This window comes from Pseudosporangium ferrugineum (genome assembly GCF_003002065.1).
In the GTDB taxonomy this organism is placed as follows: Bacteria; Actinomycetota; Actinomycetes; order Mycobacteriales; family Micromonosporaceae; genus Actinoplanes; species Actinoplanes ferrugineus_A.
Map to the genome: position 1 here is coordinate 247,536 of NZ_PVZG01000001.1, position 20,733 is coordinate 268,268.

A 20,733-nucleotide genomic window follows, 5' to 3' on the forward strand; every position below is an offset into this window, starting at 1 on the left:
GCCATCCGAACTACCTTCCGTGACAGGGGTTCGAGCGGCTGGGGGGCCGCGGGTGTTTCGCGTACTGATCCTGGTGCTGACCGGGCTCGCCACCGTGCTGCTGCCGGCCTCCCCGGCGGACGCGCACGCGGCGCTGCTCGGGGCCAGCCCGGAGCCGGGCAGCGTGGTCGCCGCCGCGCCGGCCGAGATCGTGGTGCGGTTCAGCGAGGCGGTCACCCCGGTCGAGGGACGCACCCAGGTCCTGGCCCCGGACGGCAAGCGGATCACCGGTACGGTCACCGCCGCCGGCCCGCTGCTGCGCATCCAGGTGCGCCGCGCCGACCGGCCGCTGGGCACGTACGTGGTCAGCTACCGGGTGATCTCCGCCGACAGCCACCCGGTCGGCGGCGCGATGACCTTCTCCGTCGGCGCACCGTCGGCCCGGCCGGCGGAGAGCGACCCCACCGGCGTGCACCCGTCGGTCGCGGTCGCCGTCCCCGCCGCCAAGTTCCTCGGGTACGCCGGCCTGACCCTGATCGCCGGCCCGGCCCTGTTCCTCGCCCTGCTGTGGCCCCGGCGGCTGTCCCGGCGGGGCCCGATCGCGCTGGTCCGCGCCGGCCTGATCGGCACCGCCGCGGCGACCCTGGCCGCGCTGTGGACCCAGGCCCCGGCCAGCAGCGGGGCACCCCTGTGGGACGTGTCGGTGACCGAGCTGGCGGACGTGCTCGCCAGCCCGTACGGGGTAGCGCTGCTGGCCCGGCTCGCGGTGCTGGCCACCGTCGCCGCCCTGCTGCCTCCGGTGCTGCACGGCCACGGCGGCCGGTGGCGGGGCCCGGCGCTGCTCGTCCTCGCCGCCGGCGGCCTGACGACGTGGCCGCTGACCGGGCACGCCACCGAGTCGCCGCTCGCCCCGGCGATCATCACGGCCGACGTCGTGCACCTCGCCGCGATGGCCGGCTGGCTCGGCGGGCTGGTGACCCTGTCGGTGTTCCTGCTGCGCCGCGCGCACCCGCGGGTGCTCGGCCGGATCCTGCCGGCCTGGTCCCGCTGGGCGACCCTGGCCGTGGTGTGGCTGGCCGGCGCGGGAGTCGTCCAGGCGGTGGTCCAGCTGGGTTCGGTCGGCGCGCTCTGGGGCACCGGGTACGGCCGGCTGCTGCTGGGCAAGGTCACGATCCTGGCGGCGGTGCTGGCGGTCGCGGCGGCGGCGCGCGGCTTCGTGCTGCGCTCGCGGGTCACCACCGCTGGGACCGCGCCGCTGCGGCGTACGGTCGGCATCGAGGTCCTGGGCACCGTGGTGGTGCTGGGGCTGAGCGCGGTGCTGGTGCAGACCGACCCGGGCCGCACCGAGACGGCGGAACGGGACAGCTCCGGGCCGGGCGTGTCCCAGACGCTCACCTCCGAGCTGTTCTCGTTGCAGTACTCCGTCTATCCGGTGGAGCTCGGCGAGAACAACACGGTGCACGGGTTCACGTACACGCCGGAGGGCAAGCCGCTGGCGGCCGAGGAGTGGACCGTCACCACCCGGCTGCGCGGGCGGGATCTCGAGCCGTTCACCCAGCCGATGCTGCCGCTGCACCCGCGCAACGACGCCATGGGCGCGCTGACCTTCCCGCTGCCGGGCACGTACGACCTGACGTTCACGGTCCGCACCACGGACATCGACCAGGCGACGGTCCGGACGACGATCACGGTGCCGAAGGTTCCGGAGCGTCCCTGAGTGGGCAGAGGAAGGTCTCCGTCGATCCCAGGAGGCCGGCCGTGCACGTTTCCGTCATCGGCAACCCGGACGACACCGTCGTGGTGACCGTCCGCGGCAACCTGGACCTGGCCACCGCGCCCGTCCTGCGGACGACCCTCGACCAGGTGCTCGACCGGCCGCACCCGCGGGTCGTCGTCGACGTGTCCGGGGTCGGCTTCTGCGACCCGGCCGGGCTCGGCGAGATCGTCTCCGGCCACCGGCGCGCGGCCGGCTCCGGGGGCTGGGTGCGGCTGGCCGCCCCCGGCGACTGGCTGCCCGGCCTGCTGCGCACGGCCGGCCCGATGCCCGCCCTCGGCATCTTCCCGACCGTCGCGGACGCGCTCGCGGCCGGCTTGTAAGGTCGCGGCGTGCTCATCCTGCTGCCGCCGTCCGAGGGCAAGACCGCGCCGGCCGCCGGTGACCCGGTGGACCCCGCCGCGCTCTGGCTGCCCCGCCTCGCCGCCGCCCGCAAGCGGGTGCTCGGCCGCCTCGCCACGCTGAGCCGGCGCCGCAGCGCCCGCGCCGTCGCCGAGTCGCTGGAGATCCTCGGCCTCAGCACCGGGCAGCGCGGCGAGCTCGACCGCAACGCCGCCCTGGCCACCGCGCCGGCGGCGCCCGCGGCCGAGGTCTACACCGGCGTGCTGTACGAGGCGCTGGACGTCGCCACCCTCGCCCCGGACGCGCGCGCCTGGGTCGACGAGCGCGCTGTCGTCTTCTCGGGGTTGTGGGGCGTCGTGCGGCTCACCGACCGCATCCCGGCGTACCGCTGCTCGGCCGGGGTGACGCTGCCCGGGATCGGCGGGCTGACGCCGTACTGGAGGACCGCCCTGACCCGGGCGATGCCGGCCGGTGGCCCGGTGCTCGACCTGCGCTCGGGGGCCTACGCGGCGATGTGGGCGCCGGGGGCGGAGGCCGTGGCGCTGCGGGTGCTGCACGAGCGGATCGTCGGCGGGGAGCCGCGCCGTTCGGTGGTGAGCCACTTCAACAAGGCCACCAAGGGGCGCCTGGTGCGGGCCCTGGCCGTCGCGGGCGTGACCCCGGGCTCGGCGGACGAGCTGCTCGGCGCGCTGCGTGACCTCAAGTTCACCGTCGAGGAGCGGCCCGTCGCGGCGGGCCGCCCCCGTCAGGCGGACGTGGTGGTACGCGAGCTGTAACCGCTACTGCGCGGCCAGCACGTCGACGACGAACCGCAGGTCGCCCGCGGGACGGCCGCCGGTGGCGTTCTCGCCGTACGCGAGGTCGGCGGGGATGTCGAGCTGCACCCGGCTGCCCACCGGCACGCCGACGAGGCCCTGGTCCCAGCCCTTGATCAGCTGTCCGACGCCGACCGGGAACTCGGCGGGCTGCCCGCGGTCCCACGACGAGTCGAACTGCTTTCCGTCCTTGTACGTCACCCCGACGTAGTTCGCCTGGATCGTCTGGCCGGCCGTCAGCTTCGGCCCCTTGCCCGCGACCAGCGACTTGACGGTCAGCTTCCTGACGTCGCCCTTGCCCGCCCGCACGACCGGCTTCTCCTTCAGCGCCGGGTCGAGGGGCGTCTGCGGCGCCGGCGCGCTCGGGGCGGCGGGCTCGCTGGGGACCGGGGCCGGCTCGGTCGCGGCGGCGGGCGGCGCGGCGGCCGGCTCCGGCTTGTCGTCGTCCGACACCTGGATGCCGACGAAGACCGCCACGAGCACGGCGATCACGGCAACTCCGGCGAGCGCGCCCGTGAGCGCCTGGCCGCGACGCTTGCCGGCGGTCTTGTCCTGGACACTCATCTGTACTGCTTCTCCTGTCGGATGGGACACGCGGGAAACTTCGGACACCGTACTCGTCCGGGCCCGTCCGGGCGGACCGCACCTCCGCCGAACCGCCGACCCGGGTGATCAATCGAACGGCTGGTTACTCATTTCGCTCTTCTCCGTCACTCACGCAAGGTGAGACCGTGTACCTCCCCACCGCACCACGGCGGCCGCTCACCGCCGGCGCAGCACCCGAGCCAGAGACTGAGCACAGCGCCACTACCAGGGACAACCCGCCCGGCCCGGCTCCGGCGTCCGGCGGTGCGCCCGCGAACGACCGGGGAGGGTCGGTTGCCGGACGACGACCGTACGACTGGTCGCCAGCCACAGCCCGGGGAGCATGCGTCCGACGCCGGGCGTCGCCGACCCTACCCGGCCGCGTACCCGCGCGGCGGCTACGGATACCGCACCACGGGCCGCCGGGGCGCGGCCGTGCCGCCCGAGCTGCTCGAGGCCCGGCCGCGGCAGTTCAACGAGTTCCTCCTGCCCGCCGCCGTCATCCTGGCCGGCGTCCTCATCGTGGTCGCCTTCGGCCTGGTCATCAGCCGCGCCGTCCGCGACGACGACACCTCGGCCATCCCGCCGGTGCAGCCGCCGGCGCTCGGCGACGTGCCGCTGAACCCGCCCGACCAGTTCCCGATCCCGCTGCCCAGCGCGTCCGGCAGCCCGTCCGCGCCGCCCTCCGCCACGGCCTCGGCCACGCCGAGCCGCACCACGAGCAAGCCGCCGCCGCGCAGGACGCAGCCGCCGCAGTTCGCCGGCTCGGTGACGGTCGCCCGCACCGGCATCCCCGGGCAGGTGGACCTCTCCGGTGAAGGCTCCCGCGACTGGGTGCACTGGGGTCAGCAGAGCACCTTCTCGCTGGAACGCAAGGACGGCGTGTTCGCGATCCTCGAGGGTGCGCCGACCGCTCCCCGGTTCCGGCACGGCTTCAGCCCGCAGCGCTTCGCCTGGCGCGGCGGCTCCCCGGTGGCCTCCTCCGACGGCACCCCGACGGGCATCCGCACCTGCGGCGACGGCAACGGCTTCACGCTGTCCGCCCCGGCGAGCACCTCGGCGCGCACCCTGAAGCTCTACGTGGGCGCGCTCGGCGGGCGCGGCAAGCTGACCGCGAAGCTCTCCACCGGCGGCCCGACGGCCACCGGCAGCTTCGAGAACCGGGGCAACAACCTGGCCACGGTTGCGTTCGTCGTCACCTACCGGGCGCCGAGGAACGGCAAGATCAACCTCAGCTGGGTCACCGACGACTCGTTCAGTTCGGACTGCGGCGGGGTCGCCCTCGAGGCGGCGACGCTGCGCTGAGCCTTCGCGGGGGCAAGGCTCACGGTAAGGGGGAATCGTTGTTCGCCACGTGGGGTGCGTGGGTGGCCCGGTTCCGCTGGGCGGTGCTCGCTGTCGCGGTCATCGCCGTCACGGCGGCCGGCGTCTGGGGCATGGGCGTGTTCGGCCAGCTCTCCGAGGGCGGCTACACCGACCCGGGCAGCGAGTCCAGCCGGGCCGCCGAGGTGGTCCGCGAGGCGCTCGGCCCGCAGGGCGGCGACGTCGTCGCGATCTACCGGCCCGGGCAGGGGTCGATCGACGACCCGGCGCTGGGCAGGCGCATCGAGGCGCGGCTGGCCGCGCTGCCCAAGTCGTCCGTCACGGCGGTCGCCGGTTACTGGCCGGGCCGGGCCGGGCAGTTCGCGGCGGCCGACCGCCGGAGCGCGGTGGCCGTCCTGACCCTGGCCGGCGAGGACGAGGGCGAGAAGCTCGAGGCGTTCCGGGAGATCGGCGACAAGCTCAGCGTCGCCGGGGCCACGGTGCAGCTCGCGGGCGGAGCCCCGCTCGGTGACGCGTCCGCCGCCCGGTCGACCGAGGATCTCGCCTTCGCCGAGGCCGTGTCCCTGCCGATCGTGCTGATCCTGCTGCTGTTCATCTTCGGCTCGCTCGTCGCGGCGTCGCTACCGGTGCTGGTCGGCGGGTGCGCGGTGCTCGGGTCGCTGGGGGTGTTGCACGCGGTCGCGTACACCCACGACGTCAACTCGTTCGCGGTCAACGTGGCCAGCCTGCTCGGGCTCGGCATGGCGATCGACTACGGGCTGTTCATGGTGGGGCGGTTCCGGGAGGAGCAGAGCTTCGGGCGTACGCCGGCCCAGGCCGTGGCCCGGACGGTCGCGACCGCCGGGCGCACCGTGGTGTTCTCCGCGACGCTGCTGATGATCGCCCTGGCCGGCCTGCTGCTCTTCCCCCAGGGGTTCCTCAAGTCGCTCGCCTACGGCGGTCTCGCCGCCGTGGCGCTCGCCGCGCTGCTGTCGCTCACCCTGCTGCCCGCGCTGCTGGCCGTCCTGGGTCACCGCGTCGACAAGCTTCCGGTACGCCTCCCCCGCCGCCGCGGGAGCCGCCCGCCGGGCACGGGCTGGGCCACCCTCGCCGACGTCGTGCTGCGCCGCCCGGTGCTGGTGGCCCTGCCGATCCTCGCGGGGCTGGTCGTGCTGGCCGCCCCGATCCGCGGCGTGCAGTTCGGCGAGAACGACGAACGGGTGCTGCCCGCCGCCGAACCGGCCCGCCAGGCGGTCGAGGCGCTCAAACGCGACTTCCCGGCCCTGAGCAGCGCCGGCGTCCTCGTCGTGCTGCGCGGCCCCGGGGCGGGCGACGGCTCCTTCGCGCAGGCGGTGCACCAGGTGCCCGGCGTCGCGACGGTCACCCCGGCGGGCAGGGGCGGCGGCGTCGTCACGTACACGGCGACGCTCGCGGGCACGGACCCGTTCAGCCCGGCGGCGCGCACGGCGGTCGACCGGATCCGCGCCCTGCCTCCCCCGCCCGGCGCCGAGCTGCTGGTCGGCGGCGCGACGGCCCGCAACGTGGACAGCCTCGCCGCCACCGCCGATCGCCTGCCGCTGATGGTGAGCCTGCTGGTCGGCGCGACGCTGCTGCTGATGTTCCTCGCGTTCGGCTCGGTGCTGCTGCCGGTCAAGGCCGTGGTGATGAGCGCGCTGAGCCTCAGCGCCACCTTCGGCATCCTCGTCTGGATCTTCCAGGACGGCCACGGCGCGGACCTGCTCCGGATCACCCCGGCCCCGCTCGAGGTCGGCATCGTGGTGCTGATGGCGGCGGTCGTCTTCGGCCTCTCCACGGACTACGAGGTGTTCCTGCTGTCGCGCATGGTCGAGGCCCGCACCCGCGGCGCCACCACGGCCGAGGCGGTGACGACCGGCCTGGCCCGCACCGGCCGGGTGATCAGCGCGGCCGCGATCCTGCTCATCGTGGTGACCGGCGCCTTCGCCCTGTCCTCGGTGACCACCATGCGCTTCGTCGGCGTCGGCATGATCGTCGCCCTGTTCCTGGACGCGACCGTGGTCCGGATGCTGCTGGTGCCGGCGGTGCTGCGCCTGATGGGCAACGCCGCCTGGTGGGCGCCGGGGCCGCTGCGCCGCCTGCAGGAACGGGCCGGCCTGGCGGAGTACGAGGACGACGAGCTCTTCCCGACCGTGTCCGTCGGCCGGCACGCCGCTCCCGAACCGGACGCCCAGCCGGCCGCGCGCGAACTGGCCGCCCTGCTCTCGGCCGACCGCGGGCCGGGCGCGGTGGCGACCTCGGACACCATCGTGTTCGCCGCGTCGCCGCCGGGGACCGCCCCGGAGGCCGCCGGGCCGGTGCCGGGCCCCGCGGCGGCCCCGGCCTGGCCGGACCCCGGCGAGCTGCCCGTCGCGGGCTCCGCACCGGGCCCCGGGCAGTCCCGGATCACGCTCGAGGAGCAGGTGCTGCCCGCGCCCGTACGCGCCGCCGGCCGGCGCCCGGAGAGCCTCTCCGACCTGGGCCCGACCGTGGATCTCGGCAACCGCCGCTCCGGGCCGCCGTCCGACACGGTCGACCTCTCCCGGTACGGCCCGGCGGCGGAGCAGCCCTGACCCTCACCGGCGCCTTCCCACCCCCGCCGGGGAGCGGTGCGGGCCGCCGGGTCAGTACAGTGCCCTGCGGAGAGTCAGGGTGCTACCGGAACGGACACGAGCATGACCGCGACAGTTGACGAGACCGCACCGGCCGTGGCGCCCGGCGCGGGACCGGGCGCCGGGGACGGGATCGATCCGGACCGGCTCGCCGTCTGCCTCGCCGTCATCGCCGAGGCCGAGGCCCTGGATCCGGAGCACCCCGACGCCGTCGCCGTGCGCCGGGCCACCGCCGGGCTGTTCAAGGCGGTGAAGGTGCGCCGGCGCAAGGACCGCCGGGAGGCCGTCCTCGCCAACGACCGGGCCGTCACCGCGGCCACCGCGACCGGCGCGCCGACCCGCATCGACGACGAGACGGCGGGCCTGGCCCTGACCACCGCCACCGCCGGCCGGGTCGCCGGGGTCCTCCAGCAGGCCCGGGGCTGCTACATCTGCAAGCAGCGCTACACCGAGGTGGACGCGTTCTACCACCAGCTCTGCCCGCGCTGCGCGGCCGAGAACCACGCCCGGCGCGACGCCCGTACCGACCTCACCGGCCGCCGGGCGCTGCTCACCGGCGGGCGCGCGAAGATCGGCATGTACATCGCGCTGCGGCTGCTGCGCGACGGCGCCCACACCACGATCACCACGCGCTTCCCCCACGACGCGGTCCGGCGGTTCGCCGCCATGCCGGACAGCGGCGACTGGCTGCACCGGCTCCGGGTCGTCGGCATCGACCTGCGCGACCCGGCCCAGGTGGTCGCCCTGGCCGACGCGGTCGCGGCCCGGGGGCCGCTGGACATCCTGATCAACAACGCGGCCCAGACGGTACGCCGCTCGCCGGGCTCCTACGGCGCGCTGGTGGCCGCGGAGTCGGCGCCGCTGCCCGAGGGCCCGCTTCCCGAGCTCGAGTACCTCGGCGGCCACTCCACCGAGGCCCATCCGCAGGCGCTGACCGGGGCCGGCGGCGGGCCGATGTTCGCCCCGCACGCGCTGACCGCGCTGGCCCTCACCGGCGGCTCGGCCAGCCCGGAGCGGATCGCCGCGTCGACGGCCGTGGACGCCGGCGGGCTCGTGCCCGACCTCGCGCCGACGAACAGCTGGAGTGACCGGGTGCACGAGGTGGATCCGCTGGAGCTGCTGGAGGTGCAGCTCTGCAACGTCACCGCCCCGTTCATCCTCGTCAGCCGCCTGCGCACGGCGATGACCCGGTCACCCTTCCCGCGCCGCTACGTGGTCAACGTGTCGGCGATGGAGGGCGTGTTCAATCGCGGCTACAAGGGCGCCGGGCACCCGCACACCAACATGGCGAAGGCCTCGCTGAACATGCTGACGCGCACCAGCGCGGAGGACCTGTTCGCCGACGGCATCCTGATGACGAGCGTGGACACCGGCTGGATCACCGACGAGCGCCCGCACCCGACGAAGATGCGGCTGGCCGGCGAGGGCTTCCACGCCCCGCTGGACCTGGTCGACGGCGCCGCCCGCGTCTACGACCCGATCGTGCGCGGCGAGCAGGGCGAGGACCTGTACGGCTGCTTCCTCAAGGACTACGCCCCGATCGCATGGTGACCGTCTCCCCCGACCTGCCCGTGGTGCGCGAGCTGTCCGGCAACCGCGAGGCCCGGCGCTGGCTGGAACGCCTCCCCGGCCTCATCGACGAGGTCCGCGACGCGCACGGCCTGACCCTCGGCCCGGCCCTGCACGGCGGCAGCTGCAGCTGGGTGGCCCCGGCGACGCTGCCCGGCGGCACGCCGGTGATCGTGAAGATCGCCTGGCCGCACCGCGAGATGTACGCGGAACCCTCGGCCCTGCGCCTCTGGGCGGGCCGGGGCGCGGTCCGCCTCCTCGCCCACGACCCGGACCGGCACGCCCTGATCCTGCACCGCTGCGACCCCGGCGAGCAGCTGACCACAAGCGGCCTGCCGGTCACCGACCGCCTCCTGATCGGCGCGGACGTCCTGCGCCGCCTGTGGTCCGCGGGCCTGCCCGAAGCCGCCCCCGCGGAGCCCGTCGAGGCCGCCCCCGCCGACCCCGCCGACGTGACGGCCGCACCCGCCATACCGATCGAGTCGCTGGTCGATGTGACCGCGGACTGGGCCGATCTCGTCGAGGAGCGCACCGCCCGCCTGCGGCCCGTCGCCGACGCCGGCCTGATCGCGGAGGGCGTGCGGCTGCTGCACGACCTGCCCGCCTCCGCGCCGCACGAGGTGGTGCTGCACGGCGACTTCAACCCGGGCAACATCCTGTCCGACGGCGACGGCTGGGTGGCGATCGACCCGAAGCCGATGATCGGCGACCCGGCGTACGACCTCTGGCCCCTGCTCGAACAGGTCGGCGACCCGTACGCGCACGACGACCCGGCCCGGCCGCTGCGCGAGCGGATCGCGCTGCTGGCCGGCGAACTGGAACTGGACCCGGCCCGGGTGGCCGGCTGGTGCCTGGCCCGCCGGATCGAGACCGCCCTGTGGTCGACCCACCACGGCCGCGTCGCGGAGGGCAGGACCGCCCTGCGCCACGCCGCCGTCCTCGCCCGCCTGATCTGACCACCTTCCTCGCCCGGAGCGCCCCCGCGCCGCCCCCCGGAGCGGCCCGTGCCGACGCTCGGACCGGCCCGTGCCAGCGCCCGGACCGGCTCGTGCCAGCGCCCGGAGAGGCCGCGTGCTGGCGTCCGGACCCCTCGACGTGGGCCAGTGATGCCATGACGGCGCCAATCCTCTTGCCATGGCGCCATTGTGATGCCATAGTGGCGTCATGGACCTGTCGACGTACGTCTCCCGGCTCCGGGAGGAGCTCGCCTCGGCCGCCGAACTGGGCGGCCCCGACACCCGCGCCCTGGCGGAGCGGCTGAGCGCACCGCTGGAGTCCGGCATGCGCCTCGCCCTGCTCGACGCGCTCACCGCGGCGGCCGACGAGATCACCCGGGACCTGGCCCCGGGCTCCGTCGAGGTGCGGTTGCGCTCGGGCGACCCGGCGTTCGTGGTCACCCCTCCCCCGGCCGAGCCGTCGGCACCACCGACGGCGCCATCCGACGCCACCATGGCGCCACCCCCAGCCGAGGGTGACGCTACGGCGTCCCGGATCAACTTCCGGCTGCCGGAGCAGTTGAAGTCCCGCATCGAGGAGGCGGCGGCCCGCGAGGGTCTGTCCGTCAACGCCTGGCTGATCCGCGTCTCCGGCGCGGCCGTGCAGCCCGCCGCACGCCCCACCACCGACCGCGCGCCGATCGCCGGCCAGCGCTACACCGGCTGGGCCCGCTGACCCGCCGGAGCCCGCCCCGTCAACGGGACCGGCGCCACACCCGCTGACCCACCGCACCTCCCGCAGCCCACCCCGCCAACAGGGCCGGCACCACACCCACAGACCCACCGCACCTCCCGCAGCCCACCCCGCCAACAGGGCCGGCGCCACACCCGCCGGACCTCTCGCAGCCCACCCCGCCAACAGGGCCGGCACCACACCCACAGACCCGCCGGACCTCCCGCAGCCCACCCCGCCAACAGGGCCGGCGCCACACCCGCCGGACCTCTCGCAGCCCACCCCGCCAACAGGGCCCGCGCCACACCCACAGACCCGCCGGACCTCCCGCACCGGCCCGCCGCTGCCGGCGCGACAGCCGATCCAGGGCCGCCGAACGACGAACCGGCCCCCGTCATCCACCGGAAGGGACAACCATGCCCGCGTTCGAGTCACCCGGACCCATCACCGCCACCCTCGAGCTCGAGGTCGGCGACGCGCAGATCGCCGCCGCCGACCGCCCGGACACCGTCGTCGAGGTCCGCCCCACCGACCCTGGCTCCGACCGCGACGTCCGCGCCGCCGAGCAGACCCGCGTCGAGTACGCCGACGGCCGCCTGCTCGTGAAGACCCCGAAACCGCGCAACCTCGGCCTGTTCGGGCGCCCCGGCTCGGTGGACGTGCGCATCGCCCTGCCGACCGGCTCCCGCGTCCGGGCCGACGCAGCCGTCTCGGCCTTCCACTGCACCGGCATCCTCGGCGAGACCCGGATCAAGACCGCGACCGGGGACGTACGCGTGGAGCACTCCGGCGTTCTCGACCTGAACACCGCCGCCGGCACCATCGTCGTCGAGACCGCCGACGGGGACGTGCACGCCGCCACCGCCTCGGGCGCCGTGCACCTGGGCTCCGTCGCGGGCTCGGCGGTGGTTCGCAACTCCCACGGCGACAGCCGCATCGGCCGGGTCGCCGGGGAGTTGCGGGTCAACGCGGCCAACGGCGACATCCTCGTCGGGCAGGCCGGCGGCGACGTCACCGCGACCACCGCCAACGGCAGCATCCGGGTGGACGAGGTGCGGTGCGGCGTCGTCTCGGTGAAGACCGCGGCCGGCTCGGTGCAGGTGGGCGTCGCCCGGGGCACCGCCGCGTACCTGGACCTGCACACCTCCTTCGGCAGGATGCGCAACGGGCTCGACGCGGGCGGCGCACCCGAGCCGGGCGAGAGCAGCGTCGAGGTTCGTGCCCGCACCTCGTTCGGCGACATCACGGTCGTCCGCGCGCACGCCGGGGACGTCGCGTGATCACCGCGACGGGTCTGCTCAAGGCGTACGGGAAGAACACCGTGCTGGACCGCATCGACCTGGACGTGCCCGCGGGTTCGGTCTTCGCCCTGCTGGGCCCGAACGGGGCCGGCAAGACCACGACCGTGCAGATCCTGACCACGCTCGTGCGCCCCGACGCCGGCGAGCTGCGGGTCGCGGGGCACGACGTGCGGACCGAGCCGGACGCGGTACGGGCGGCCATCGGCGTCACCGGCCAGTTCGCGGCGGTGGACGGGCTGCTCACCGGCGCCGAGAACCTGATGCTCATGGCCGACCTGCACCACCTCGACCGGCGCGCCCGGCGCGAGCGGACCGCGGAGCTGCTGGCGCTGTTCGGGCTCGAGGACGCCGCCGGCCGGACCGCCGCCACGTACTCCGGCGGCATGCGGCGCCGGCTCGACATCGCGATGGGCCTGGTCGGCACCCCGCGCGTGGTCTTCCTCGACGAGCCCACGACCGGGCTCGACCCGCGGGCCCGGCGGGCGATGTGGGACACCATCCGCGGCCTGGCCGCCGGCGGCGCGACCGTCTTCCTCACCACCCAGTACCTCGAGGAGGCCGACCAGCTCGCCGACCGGATCGCCGTGCTGCACGGCGGCCGGATCGTCGCCGAGGGCACGGCCGAGCAGCTCAAACGCCTGGCGCCGGGCGGCCACGTGACGCTCACGTTCGCCGGCCCGGAGCAGACCGGCGCGGCCGGGCGGGCCCTCGGCGTGACCGTCGCGGACGACCGGCTCACGCTCGACGTGCCCGGCGACGGCAGCGTCCAGGGCCTGAGGGCCCTGCTCGCCACGCTCGACGGGGCGGGCGTGGAGATCGACGAGCTCGCCGTGCACACCCCGGACCTCGACGACGTCTTCCTGGCCCTGACCGCCTCGGCGAAGGAGGACGCGCGATGACGACCCTCTCCTATGCCGTACGCGACTCGCACACGATGCTGCGGCGCAACCTGCGGCACATCCTGCGCTACCCGGCGATGACGGTGATGCTGGCCGGGATGCCGGTGATCTTCCTGCTGCTGTTCGTCTTCGTCTTCGGCGGCTCGCTCGGGGCGGGACTCGGCGGCGGTCGCGCCGAATACCTGGTCTTCGTGGTGCCCGGCATCCTGCTGATGACCATCGGCGGCACGGCCACCGGCACCTCGGTCTCGGTCGCCACGGACATGACCGAGGGAGGGCATCGTGGCCCGCTTCCGCACGATGGCCATCGCCCGGGTGTCCGTGCTGACCGGGCACGTCCTGGGCAGCGTCATCCAGAACCTGATCGGCCTGACCATCGTGCTCGGCGTCGCCGTGGCCGTCGGCTACCGGCCCACGGCGGGGCCGGGTGGCTGGCTGGCCACGATCGGCATCCTCGCCCTGGTCAGCTTCGCCTTCACCTGGCTCGGCGTGGCGCTGGGCATGGTGGCCAAGACGCCGGAGGAGGCAAGCAACACGCCGCTGCCGCTGACCCTCCTGCCGTTCCTGGGCAGCGGCTTCGTGCCGACCGACACCATGCCCGCCGGTCTGCGCCAGTTCGCCGAGTACCAGCCGTACACGCCGATCATGGACACGCTGCGGGCGCTCCTGGCCGGCGGCAGCCCGTCCGGCGGCGACCTGGGCATGACCCTCGCCTGGTGCACGGTCATCGCCCTGATCGGGTACGGGTGGGCCCGGCGCAGGTACAACGCTTTCTGAGCACGCGGAAGGACCCGCCCGGCGTGCCGGACGGGTCCTCGGGCCGCCCCGGTCAGGGCCCGCTGACCAGCGGCTCGACCTGGTGACCGGCGTTCACGGCGGCCCCCTTGTTGTTGATGACGCGCGAGATCGTGCCGGTGCCGCCCAGCGACACCGTCGTCATGTTGGTGAACCTGATGCCGCTCTTCGCGGGCACCTCGAAGGCCCGCGCGTTGACCACGCCGGGGTTGACGTTGAAGTAGCAGTAGCTGCCGAGACCCCACGCCTGGTGGTTGTTGACCGAGTCGGCCACCTTGTACGCCGCCCAGCCCTGCGTCGAGCCGTTCATGTACGCGGCCTGGTTCGGCGGGTCGTACGGCATCTCGTTCTGGTAGAAGTACGTCCGCCCGTTCTCGCCGTTCCAGATCGTCTGGTACTGCTGGTAGTGCTCGACGAAGAGGCCGTAGAAGGTCACGTCGTCGCCGTTGACGATCAGGCCGTTCGCGGCCGGGTTGACCGTCCAGCCGTACGTGCCGTTGTTGCCGTGGTCGGCGCGCCAGATCCAGGCGTGGTCACCGATCACGTCGTCGCTGTTGATCCGCAGGCTGACCGAGGCCTTGCCGGCGATCGAGCCGCCGATGCGGAAGAACACGTCGGAGAGCACGATCGGGTCGGCCGAGTGGTCCGCGGACGCCCCGTTCGGTCCGACCTCCATCAGCACCGGCGAGTTCGTGGTGCCGGCGTCGAAGAGCAGGCCCGCGACCCGGACGCCGTCGACGTCCGCGACGTTCATCGCGGTCACCCCGTTGTCGGGTACGAACGTGGCCAGCCCGAGCCCCAGCACCACGGTGTTCGGCCGGGTCACGTTGATCGGCGCGTTGAGGTGGTACGTCGCCGGCGTGACCAGCAGGTTCTTGCCCGACGCCAGCGCCGCGTTGATCGTCGCCGCGGTGTCGCCCGGCTTCACCACGTAGAAGGTGCCGATCGGCAGCGAACTGCCCGCCGGGTTGCCGCCGGCCCAGCTCGTGCCGGCGGTGTTGGTCCGCACCGACGGGACGAACACCTGGTAGTTGCCGGCGCTGTCGACGTACAGGAAGGGCTTCTCGGCGACCTTGGGGGTCTGCCCCACGGTGGTGAACGGCGGGTTCGGGAAGCTGTTGCCCGGCGCGCCCTGGGCGCCGACGAAGACCTGGTTCCAGTTCGAGCCGTTCCAGCTGCCCATCTGCGAGTTGCGGGTGAGCCACTGCTGCTGCGAGCCGGACTGGATCTGCCCGTCGATCTTCGTGTCGGACATGAAGCCGCCGGACGACCAGCCGCCGTCCGACAGCGCCAGGTTGCCGCGCACGTGCATGCGCCGGTACGGCGCCGCCTGGGAGACGGCCCAGCGGTCGAGGCCGCCGGTCGGCGTGACGGACAGGCCCTCGGCCGAGCGCCAGAAGTTCTGGGTGGCGTTCTGCGAGCCGTCCGGCCACCAGTCGGCCTCGGCGTGCACCCGGCCGTTGATGGTCACCGCGTCCGGCGTCAGGCCCAGCCCGGCGACCTGGGTGAAGAAGCCGACATTCGCGTCCACGTTGTAGGTGCCCGGCCGGAACAGCAGCGCGTACCGCTGGGTGCCGAACTGGTTCTGCACCTGCTGGTTGAACACCTGGTTGAGCCGGTTCTGGATGGTCGACGCGGACATGGACGGGTCGAAGATCGTCACGTTCGGGCCGAGGTCGGGGTTGCCGCCGGCGGGCGGCGTGGTGGGCGGGGTCGGCACGCCGTTGACCGTCCACTTCTGGTTGGCGCCGCCGGAGCACGTCCACAGCTGGAGCTTGGCACCGTCGGCGAGGTTGTTGTCCTTGATGTCGAGGCACTTGTCCGCCTTGACGTTGACCAGGTCGCCGGCCGCGGTGTACGTCCACTGCTGGCTGGTCAGCCCGGCGAAGCAGTCCCACAGGTGCACGACCGCGCCGTCGGTGGTGGCACCGCCGGCGACGTCGAGGCACTTGCCGAGACCCCTGAGCGACCTGTCGTCGCCGTACGTCCAGGTCTGGTTCGGTCCGGAGGCGCAGGACCACATCTGCGGAAGGTTGCCGTTGGCGGTGGAGCCGTCGGTGACGTCGAGACACTTGCCGTTGGCGGAGCTCACGACGCTGCCGGTGGTGGCGGCCATCGCGCCGGTGACGCCGGCGAGGCCGAGTCCGGCGGCGGCGAGCGCCGTCACGGCCACGGCGGTCAGGGTGCGGGGTTTCATGCGGTGTCCTTAGGCCGGGTTGCCCGCGTGGGTGAGGGTTTCCCACGCGACGAAGAGGTTGTTGCTGCCCTGGGGGCGCTTGGCGACGGTGTATACCTCGGTGTTCGACATGGCGATGCCCATCCGGTCGTGCAGCGCGTGGTACGCGACCTCGGTCACCGGCCCGAGGCCCCTGGTAACCGTGCCGCCGCAGATGGTCGACGGCACGGCCGCGCCGTTCTCGAACTTGGTGTGGAAGCCGAGCGCGTGCCGCAGCCGGTCCTGCAGCTCCGGGTAGAGGTCGGCGCCCTGGATCCGGGTGGTCTCCGCGACGTGCGCGATGGCCGAGATGCCGTAACCCGTGTGGGTGAAGTCGCGGCACGTCTCCTGGGCGAGCCCGTCGACGAACGTGCTCTGCCCCTGCCAGTAGTCGATCAGCTCAGCGCGGGTGTCGATGCCCCCGGCCGGCGGATACTTCGGCTGCGACCCGTCCGCGGCGAGGTAGACGTACGAGGCGGCGCGCAGCTTGAAACGGGCGATGGCCCGGTCGTACGAGGCCCGGTCGTCGAGGTGGACGGAGATGCCGACGGCCGCCTCCATCATCGACAGCTCCCAGTTCCCGTTGCTGTGGATCCCGGGGATCACCACGGGCAGGTAGACGGTGCGCAACATCGTGGCGAACCGCTCCTGGTTCGGCCAGTTCCCGTACGCATGCCTGATGATCTCGGCGGCGCGCGGCCACACCGAACCCGCCCAGGCGGTTTGCAGGGGCGCGTTGCTGTTGGTGTGGTTCCTGATCGTCGCGGACCAGGCGTCCATCAGAGCGATCGACTTCTGCGCGTACGCGGAATTCCCGGTGATGTACCACGCGAGCGCATCGGTGTACGCGGCGATCGCGTCCTCCCGCTCGTCGGTGCAACCGTTGTCGGGATTGGAGTACGAGCCGCACTCGACGGTGGCCCGCGGCTTCGGGGTGCGCGACAGGGACGCGTACCGGCTGGCCATCATCTGGTCGTACGCGCCGAGCCAGGGCTGGGCGCGGGCGGCGACCCTGCCCTTCACGAAGTCGAGCTGGGCACGGCTGAGCAGAACCCCGGGATGCGAGAACACGGCGGCTGCCCGCGCGGTGCCGGCGCCGGCTGTCGCGCTGCGGGCTTGCGCGGCGCCGGCTTGCACGGTGCCGGCGAGCCCGGCGTTGTTCCGGGTCGCGGTGCTGTTGCCGGGCGCGCTGTTGCCGGGCGCGGCATCCGGGGTGAGGGTGCCGGCGTCCGCGGCGGAGCGGACGCCGAGGGTGACGACGAGGGCGAGGGCGGCCGTGCCGGCGGCGAGCACGGCACGGCGTGGGGATGATCTGGACAAGACGGACTCCCGTGGGGGCGGGGACAACCGGAAGGGTACTTAACAGTTCGGCCACTCAACCCCGCCAAAAGGGACGCGGTCAAGCAGACATCGACCTACTTAAGGATGACGAAAGGTTGCAGCCCGAGAGAGCGCTTTCTCTTGCCCAGTGGTCAATCCCGGGCCCCGGAACCGGTTACGGTCGGGAAGCGCTCTCCCGCCCCCGTGCGCCACCATCCGGGGACCCGCCGACCCGGCCCAGACCCCACCCGCCGGCCCGCCCGCGAGCCGGCCCGCTGGCCCGCCGGCGACCTGACCCGCCGGCCGACCCGGACTCCACCCGCCATCCCGCCCGCAACCCCATCGGCCGACCGGGCGACCGCCGGGTAGACAGTGTCTACGCGCGCCTGGTAGACACTGTCCATGTCCGACGATCTGCGTGCCCGGCTCGTTGCCGCCGGCGTCGAGCTCGTGGCGGAGCGCGGCACCGGCGCCCTGTCCCTGCGGGAGATCGCCCGCCGCGCCGGCGTCTCGCACGGTGCGCCGCGCCGCTGGTTCCCGACCCATCGTGACCTGCTCGCCGCCGTGGCGCGGGTCGGCTACGACCGGCTCGCCGCGCGGGTCGCCGCCGTGGGACCGGCCGGGACGCCCCGGGACGGGCTGCTCGCCCTCGGGCGGCTCTACCTGGACTTCGCGCGTACGGAACGGGGGATGTTCGAATTGATGTTCCGGCACGAGTTGCTCAGCGGGAACAGCGAGGGGCTGCGCGAGGCGAGCAAGCCGCTGTTCGGGGTGCTGACCGGGCTGCTCGGCCCCGACCGGCCCGGCGCCGCCGCGGTGGCGAGTTCGTTCTGGGCCAACCTGCACGGCATCGCGCAGCTGTCGCTCTGGGGCAGCCTGGAGGTCGTCGGCACCGGCGACGCCGACGACCTGCTGCGGACGGCCGTCGACGCGTACCTCCAGGGGTGCCGGTGCTGACCCGGGTGGCCCGCGCCGGCCTCGTCCCGCTGTCGCGCGTGATGTTCCGGCCGGTCGTGGAGGGCCGCCACCACGTCCCGCTCGACGGGCCCGTCATCATCGCCGCGAACCATCTGTCCTTCCTGGACAGTTTCATCATCCCGCTGCTGACCCCGCGGCCGGTGGCGTTCCTGGCCAAGGACGAGTATTTCACCCGTCCCGGCCTGCGCGGGCACCTGAGCCGCACGACGCTGACCGCCGTCGGCGCCGTTCCCGTGCCGCGCGGCGCGCACCGGGCGGCCCGGGCCTCGCTCGAGACCGCGCTGGCCGTGCTCAAGGACGGCCGCGCGTTCGGCATCCACCCGGAGGGCAGCCGGTCGCGCGACGGCCGGCTGTATCGCGGGCGCACCGGCGTCGCGTGGCTGGCGCTCGCGTCCGGTGCTCCGGTGGTGCCGGTGGCCGTGCTCGGCACCGACCGCGTGCAGCCGGTCGGCGCCCGCCTGCCGCGGCCCGGCAGGGTGACCGTCCGCTTCGGCGAGCCGCTCACCTTCGGCCCGCCGCCGGCCGGTGCCGCCCGGGCCCGCCGCGACGCCACCGACCGCATCATGGACGCGATCGCGGCGCTGTCCGGCCAGGAGCGTGCGGACCACTACAACAAGCTTTCCGGTACGCCGTGAGCACCGCCGCCGTCACCGCAGCGCGGGCAGCACCTTGGCACCGAACGTCTCGATGAACGGCGTGAGCTCCTGCCCCACGTGGTGCAGGTAGATGCGGTCGAAGCCGAGGTCCGCGTAGCCGCGCAGTTGTTCCGTGTGCAGGTCGAGGTCGGCGGAGATGTTGACGACCTCGCGTACCCGCTCCAGGGTCACGTGCTCGGAGACCACGTCGAAGTGCTCGGCCGTCTCGAGGTCCCAGCAGATCGGCGGCGGGAAGATGTTGCTGCGCCACTGGTCGTACGCGATCGCCTCCGCCTCGGCCTCGGTCGGCGCCCAGCTCAGGTGCACCTGCAGGCTGACCGGCCCGCGCCCGCCGGCGTCCCGGTACGCGGCGATCATCGCGCGCAGCTTCTCCTCCGGCGCGTTGACGGTGACCAGGCCGTCGGCCCAGCCCGCGCACCACGCGGCGGTCTCCGTGCTGACCGCGGCGCCGATCAGCGCCGGGGGCGTCTCCGGCCGGGTCCACAGCCGGGCGCGGTCCACGGTGACCAGCCCGTCGCGGGTGACCTCCTTGCCCTCCAGCAGGTCGCGGATGACGCCGACCGACTCGAGCAGGCGCGCGTTGCGGACGTCCTTGCGCGGCCACGGCCCGCCGGTGATGTGCTCGTTGCTGTATTCGCCCGAGCCCAGCGCGGCCCAGAACCGGCCCGGGTACATGGCGCCGAGCGTCCCGATCGCCTGGGCGATGATCGCCGGGTGGTAGCGCTGGCCCGGCGCGTTCACCACGCCGAAGGACAGGTTGGTGGCCTGCAGCGCGGCGCCGAGCCACGACCAGGCGAAGGCGGACTGGCCCTGCCGCGCGCTCCACGGCGAGAAATGGTCGGAGCACATCGCCGCGTCGAAGCCGGCCCGCTCGGCGGCCACGACAGCGGCGAGCAGGTCGGCGGGCGGGATCTGCTCGTGGGAACAGTGGATTCCGTAGTCCGTCATGGCCGGTAACTACCCGCGGACACCCCCTGCCCTAACGTTGCTGCCATGGCCGATCCCGTGTACCTCGACTGTGACACCGGCGTCGACGACGCCCTCGCCCTCGCGCTGCTGCTGGGTTCCGCGGACCTGCTCGGCGCCGGCACGGTGAGCGGGAACACCGGCGCGGAGCAGGCGGCACGCAACACCCTCGACCTGCTCGCGCTGGGCGGGCGCGCCGACGTGCCGGTCGCCACGGGTGCCCGGCACTCGCTGACCGGGACGTTCCGGGGCGCGGGTGTCGTGCACGGCGGCAACGGGGTCGGCGGGGTCCGGCTGCCGCGCTCGGCGGCCGAGCCCGTCCCGGTCGCCGCCGCGGACCTGCTGATCGCCCTGGCCCGGGCCCGCCCCGGCACGCTGCGGGTGCTCGCCACCGGCCCGCTGACCAACCTGGCCGTCGCCCTGCGCCGCGAGCCCGGGCTGCCGCGGCTGGTGCGTGACGTGACCGTCATGGGCGGTGCGGTCCGGGTGCCGGGCAACGTGACCGGGCACGGCGAGGCGAACATCGCGGACGACCCGGAGGCCGCGGCCGAGGTGCTCGCCGCCGGCTGGCCGGTGACGCTGGTGCCGCTGGACGTGACGATGCGGCACTGCTTCGGGCCCGCCGACCAGGACGCGCTGCGGGCGCACGGCACTCCCCTGGCCGCCGCCCTGGCCGACGTGCTGACCGCGTACCTCGACTACTACGAACCGGTGCTGGGCGAGCGCCGGATGCCGCTGCACGACCCGCTGGCCGCGGCGGTGCTGACCGGCGCGGTGACCCCGGCCGAGGCGCCGGAGCTGGGACTGCGGGTCGGCCTGACGGACCGGCGCGGCGGGCTCACCGAGGACCCGGATGCGCCGCGGCGCACCCGGGTGGTGCTCAGCCTGACCGAGCCGGCCGCGCCGGTGCTGCGGGACCTGATCCTCGCCGGCACCTGAAAA

The 20,733-nt window shown here is 74.2% G+C and carries 19 protein-coding genes; 14 read left to right on the top strand and 5 right to left on the bottom strand.

Going from position 1 to position 20,733, the window contains the following annotated elements:
* Positions 1 to 52: 52 nt before the first annotated feature.
* From CLV70_RS01125 to yaaA, 3 genes are read left to right on the top strand one after another with little or no spacing between them, the layout of a single operon-like run.
* On the top strand, positions 53 to 1,696 hold the full coding sequence (locus tag CLV70_RS01125; protein ID WP_106124424.1) for a copper resistance CopC/CopD family protein: 1,644 nt from the start codon (positions 53 to 55) through the stop codon (positions 1,694 to 1,696).
* A gap of 41 nt (positions 1,697 to 1,737) precedes the next feature.
* Positions 1,738 to 2,076, top strand: coding sequence for an STAS domain-containing protein (locus CLV70_RS01130; RefSeq protein ID WP_106124425.1), 339 nt, complete (start codon positions 1,738 to 1,740; stop codon positions 2,074 to 2,076).
* A 9-nt stretch (positions 2,077 to 2,085) separates the two neighbouring features.
* On the top strand, positions 2,086 to 2,871 hold the full coding sequence (gene yaaA / locus CLV70_RS01135; RefSeq protein WP_106124426.1) for a peroxide stress protein YaaA: 786 nt from the start codon (positions 2,086 to 2,088) through the stop codon (positions 2,869 to 2,871).
* A gap of 3 nt (positions 2,872 to 2,874) precedes the next feature.
* Here yaaA and CLV70_RS01140 read toward each other — a convergent pair whose 3' ends face one another.
* Positions 2,875 to 3,474 (bottom strand): FKBP-type peptidyl-prolyl cis-trans isomerase, encoded by a 600-nt coding sequence (locus tag CLV70_RS01140; RefSeq protein ID WP_106124427.1) that lies wholly within the window; start codon positions 3,472 to 3,474, stop codon positions 2,875 to 2,877.
* Between the two features lie 315 nt (positions 3,475 to 3,789).
* On the opposite strand from CLV70_RS01140, the gene CLV70_RS01145 reads away from it, so the two are divergent.
* The 7 genes from CLV70_RS01145 to CLV70_RS01175 all read left to right on the top strand — a co-directional run bounded on the left by CLV70_RS01145 (position 3,790) and on the right by CLV70_RS01175 (position 12,861).
* Positions 3,790 to 4,800, top strand: a complete 1,011-nt coding sequence (locus CLV70_RS01145; protein WP_106124428.1) for a hypothetical protein — start codon at positions 3,790 to 3,792, stop codon at positions 4,798 to 4,800.
* Positions 4,801 to 4,862: 62 nt separating this feature from the next.
* Entirely contained in the window at positions 4,863 to 7,385 is a 2,523-nt protein-coding gene (locus CLV70_RS01150) for an MMPL family transporter (RefSeq protein ID WP_211303592.1), read from the top strand.
* 102 nt (positions 7,386 to 7,487) lie between these two features.
* The gene (locus tag CLV70_RS01155; RefSeq protein WP_106124429.1) at positions 7,488 to 8,975 is read left to right on the top strand and encodes an SDR family NAD(P)-dependent oxidoreductase; all 1,488 of its coding nucleotides are present in this window, start codon (positions 7,488 to 7,490) and stop codon (positions 8,973 to 8,975) included.
* Entirely contained in the window at positions 8,969 to 9,949 is a 981-nt protein-coding gene (locus CLV70_RS01160; protein ID WP_106124430.1) for an aminoglycoside phosphotransferase family protein, read from the top strand. Before CLV70_RS01155 ends, CLV70_RS01160 begins: the two co-directional genes overlap by 7 nt.
* A gap of 208 nt (positions 9,950 to 10,157) precedes the next feature.
* Positions 10,158 to 10,664: a toxin-antitoxin system HicB family antitoxin gene (locus tag CLV70_RS01165; RefSeq protein WP_106124431.1), complete on the top strand. Its 507-nt coding sequence runs from the start codon at positions 10,158 to 10,160 to the stop codon at positions 10,662 to 10,664.
* A gap of 413 nt (positions 10,665 to 11,077) precedes the next feature.
* Entirely contained in the window at positions 11,078 to 11,941 is an 864-nt protein-coding gene (locus CLV70_RS01170) for a DUF4097 family beta strand repeat-containing protein (protein WP_106124432.1), read from the top strand.
* On the top strand, positions 11,938 to 12,861 hold the full coding sequence (locus CLV70_RS01175; protein ID WP_106124433.1) for an ATP-binding cassette domain-containing protein: 924 nt from the start codon (positions 11,938 to 11,940) through the stop codon (positions 12,859 to 12,861). The genes CLV70_RS01170 and CLV70_RS01175 overlap by 4 nt, the downstream gene beginning before the upstream one ends.
* A 67-nt stretch (positions 12,862 to 12,928) precedes the next feature.
* Here the strand turns inward: CLV70_RS01175 and CLV70_RS41950 are convergent, their stop codons facing one another.
* Complete coding sequence (locus CLV70_RS41950) at positions 12,929 to 13,126, bottom strand: hypothetical protein (protein ID WP_342750343.1); 198 nt, start codon at positions 13,124 to 13,126, stop codon at positions 12,929 to 12,931.
* Positions 13,127 to 13,143: 17 nt separating this feature from the next.
* On the opposite strand from CLV70_RS41950, the gene CLV70_RS41955 reads away from it, so the two are divergent.
* Positions 13,144 to 13,638: an ABC transporter permease gene (locus tag CLV70_RS41955; protein ID WP_342750344.1), complete on the top strand. Its 495-nt coding sequence runs from the start codon at positions 13,144 to 13,146 to the stop codon at positions 13,636 to 13,638.
* A gap of 52 nt (positions 13,639 to 13,690) precedes the next feature.
* Here CLV70_RS41955 and CLV70_RS01185 read toward each other — a convergent pair whose 3' ends face one another.
* Positions 13,691 to 15,853 carry an RICIN domain-containing protein gene (locus tag CLV70_RS01185; RefSeq protein ID WP_106124434.1) on the bottom strand — a complete coding sequence of 721 codons (2,163 nt, stop codon included), beginning with the start codon at positions 15,851 to 15,853 and terminating at the stop codon, positions 13,691 to 13,693.
* Positions 15,854 to 15,862: 9 nt separating this feature from the next.
* Positions 15,863 to 17,191, bottom strand: coding sequence for an alginate lyase family protein (locus CLV70_RS01190; protein WP_245907942.1), 1,329 nt, complete (start codon positions 17,189 to 17,191; stop codon positions 15,863 to 15,865).
* A gap of 402 nt (positions 17,192 to 17,593) precedes the next feature.
* On the opposite strand from CLV70_RS01190, the gene CLV70_RS01195 reads away from it, so the two are divergent.
* Together CLV70_RS01195 and CLV70_RS01200 are read left to right on the top strand one after the other, a co-directional pair.
* Positions 17,594 to 18,148, top strand: a complete 555-nt coding sequence (locus CLV70_RS01195) for a TetR/AcrR family transcriptional regulator (protein WP_106124435.1) — start codon at positions 17,594 to 17,596, stop codon at positions 18,146 to 18,148.
* Entirely contained in the window at positions 18,142 to 18,804 is a 663-nt protein-coding gene (locus CLV70_RS01200; protein ID WP_245907943.1) for a lysophospholipid acyltransferase family protein, read from the top strand. Before CLV70_RS01195 ends, CLV70_RS01200 begins: the two co-directional genes overlap by 7 nt.
* Before the next feature lie 12 nt (positions 18,805 to 18,816).
* On the opposite strand, the gene CLV70_RS01205 is transcribed toward CLV70_RS01200, so the two are convergent.
* The gene (locus CLV70_RS01205; protein ID WP_106124436.1) at positions 18,817 to 19,773 is read right to left on the bottom strand and encodes a TIGR03885 family FMN-dependent LLM class oxidoreductase; all 957 of its coding nucleotides are present in this window, start codon (positions 19,771 to 19,773) and stop codon (positions 18,817 to 18,819) included.
* Positions 19,774 to 19,818: 45 nt separating this feature from the next.
* Between CLV70_RS01205 and CLV70_RS01210 the strand changes: the two genes are divergently transcribed.
* A complete protein-coding gene (locus tag CLV70_RS01210; protein WP_106124437.1) occupies positions 19,819 to 20,730 on the top strand; it encodes a nucleoside hydrolase in 912 nt (303 codons plus the stop codon).
* Positions 20,731 to 20,733 lie beyond the last annotated feature (3 nt).

Excerpts from the sequence above, each read along its gene's own strand:
- CLV70_RS01140 (WP_106124427.1), bottom strand. The coding sequence starts at position 3,474 with ATGAGTGTCCAGGACAAGACCGCCGGCAAGCGTCGCGGCCAGGCGCTC.
- CLV70_RS01155 (WP_106124429.1), top strand. The coding sequence starts at position 7,488 with ATGACCGCGACAGTTGACGAGACCGCACCGGCCGTGGCGCCCGGCGCG.
- CLV70_RS01160 (WP_106124430.1), top strand. The coding sequence starts at position 8,969 with ATGGTGACCGTCTCCCCCGACCTGCCCGTGGTGCGCGAGCTGTCCGGC.
- CLV70_RS01165 (WP_106124431.1), top strand. The coding sequence starts at position 10,158 with ATGGACCTGTCGACGTACGTCTCCCGGCTCCGGGAGGAGCTCGCCTCG.
- CLV70_RS01170 (WP_106124432.1), top strand. The coding sequence starts at position 11,078 with ATGCCCGCGTTCGAGTCACCCGGACCCATCACCGCCACCCTCGAGCTC.
- CLV70_RS41950 (WP_342750343.1), bottom strand. The coding sequence starts at position 13,126 with ATGTCCGTGGCGACCGAGACCGAGGTGCCGGTGGCCGTGCCGCCGATG.
- CLV70_RS01185 (WP_106124434.1), bottom strand. The coding sequence starts at position 15,853 with ATGAAACCCCGCACCCTGACCGCCGTGGCCGTGACGGCGCTCGCCGCC.
- CLV70_RS01195 (WP_106124435.1), top strand. The coding sequence starts at position 17,594 with ATGTCCGACGATCTGCGTGCCCGGCTCGTTGCCGCCGGCGTCGAGCTC.
- CLV70_RS01205 (WP_106124436.1), bottom strand. The coding sequence starts at position 19,773 with ATGACGGACTACGGAATCCACTGTTCCCACGAGCAGATCCCGCCCGCC.
- CLV70_RS01210 (WP_106124437.1), top strand. The coding sequence starts at position 19,819 with ATGGCCGATCCCGTGTACCTCGACTGTGACACCGGCGTCGACGACGCC.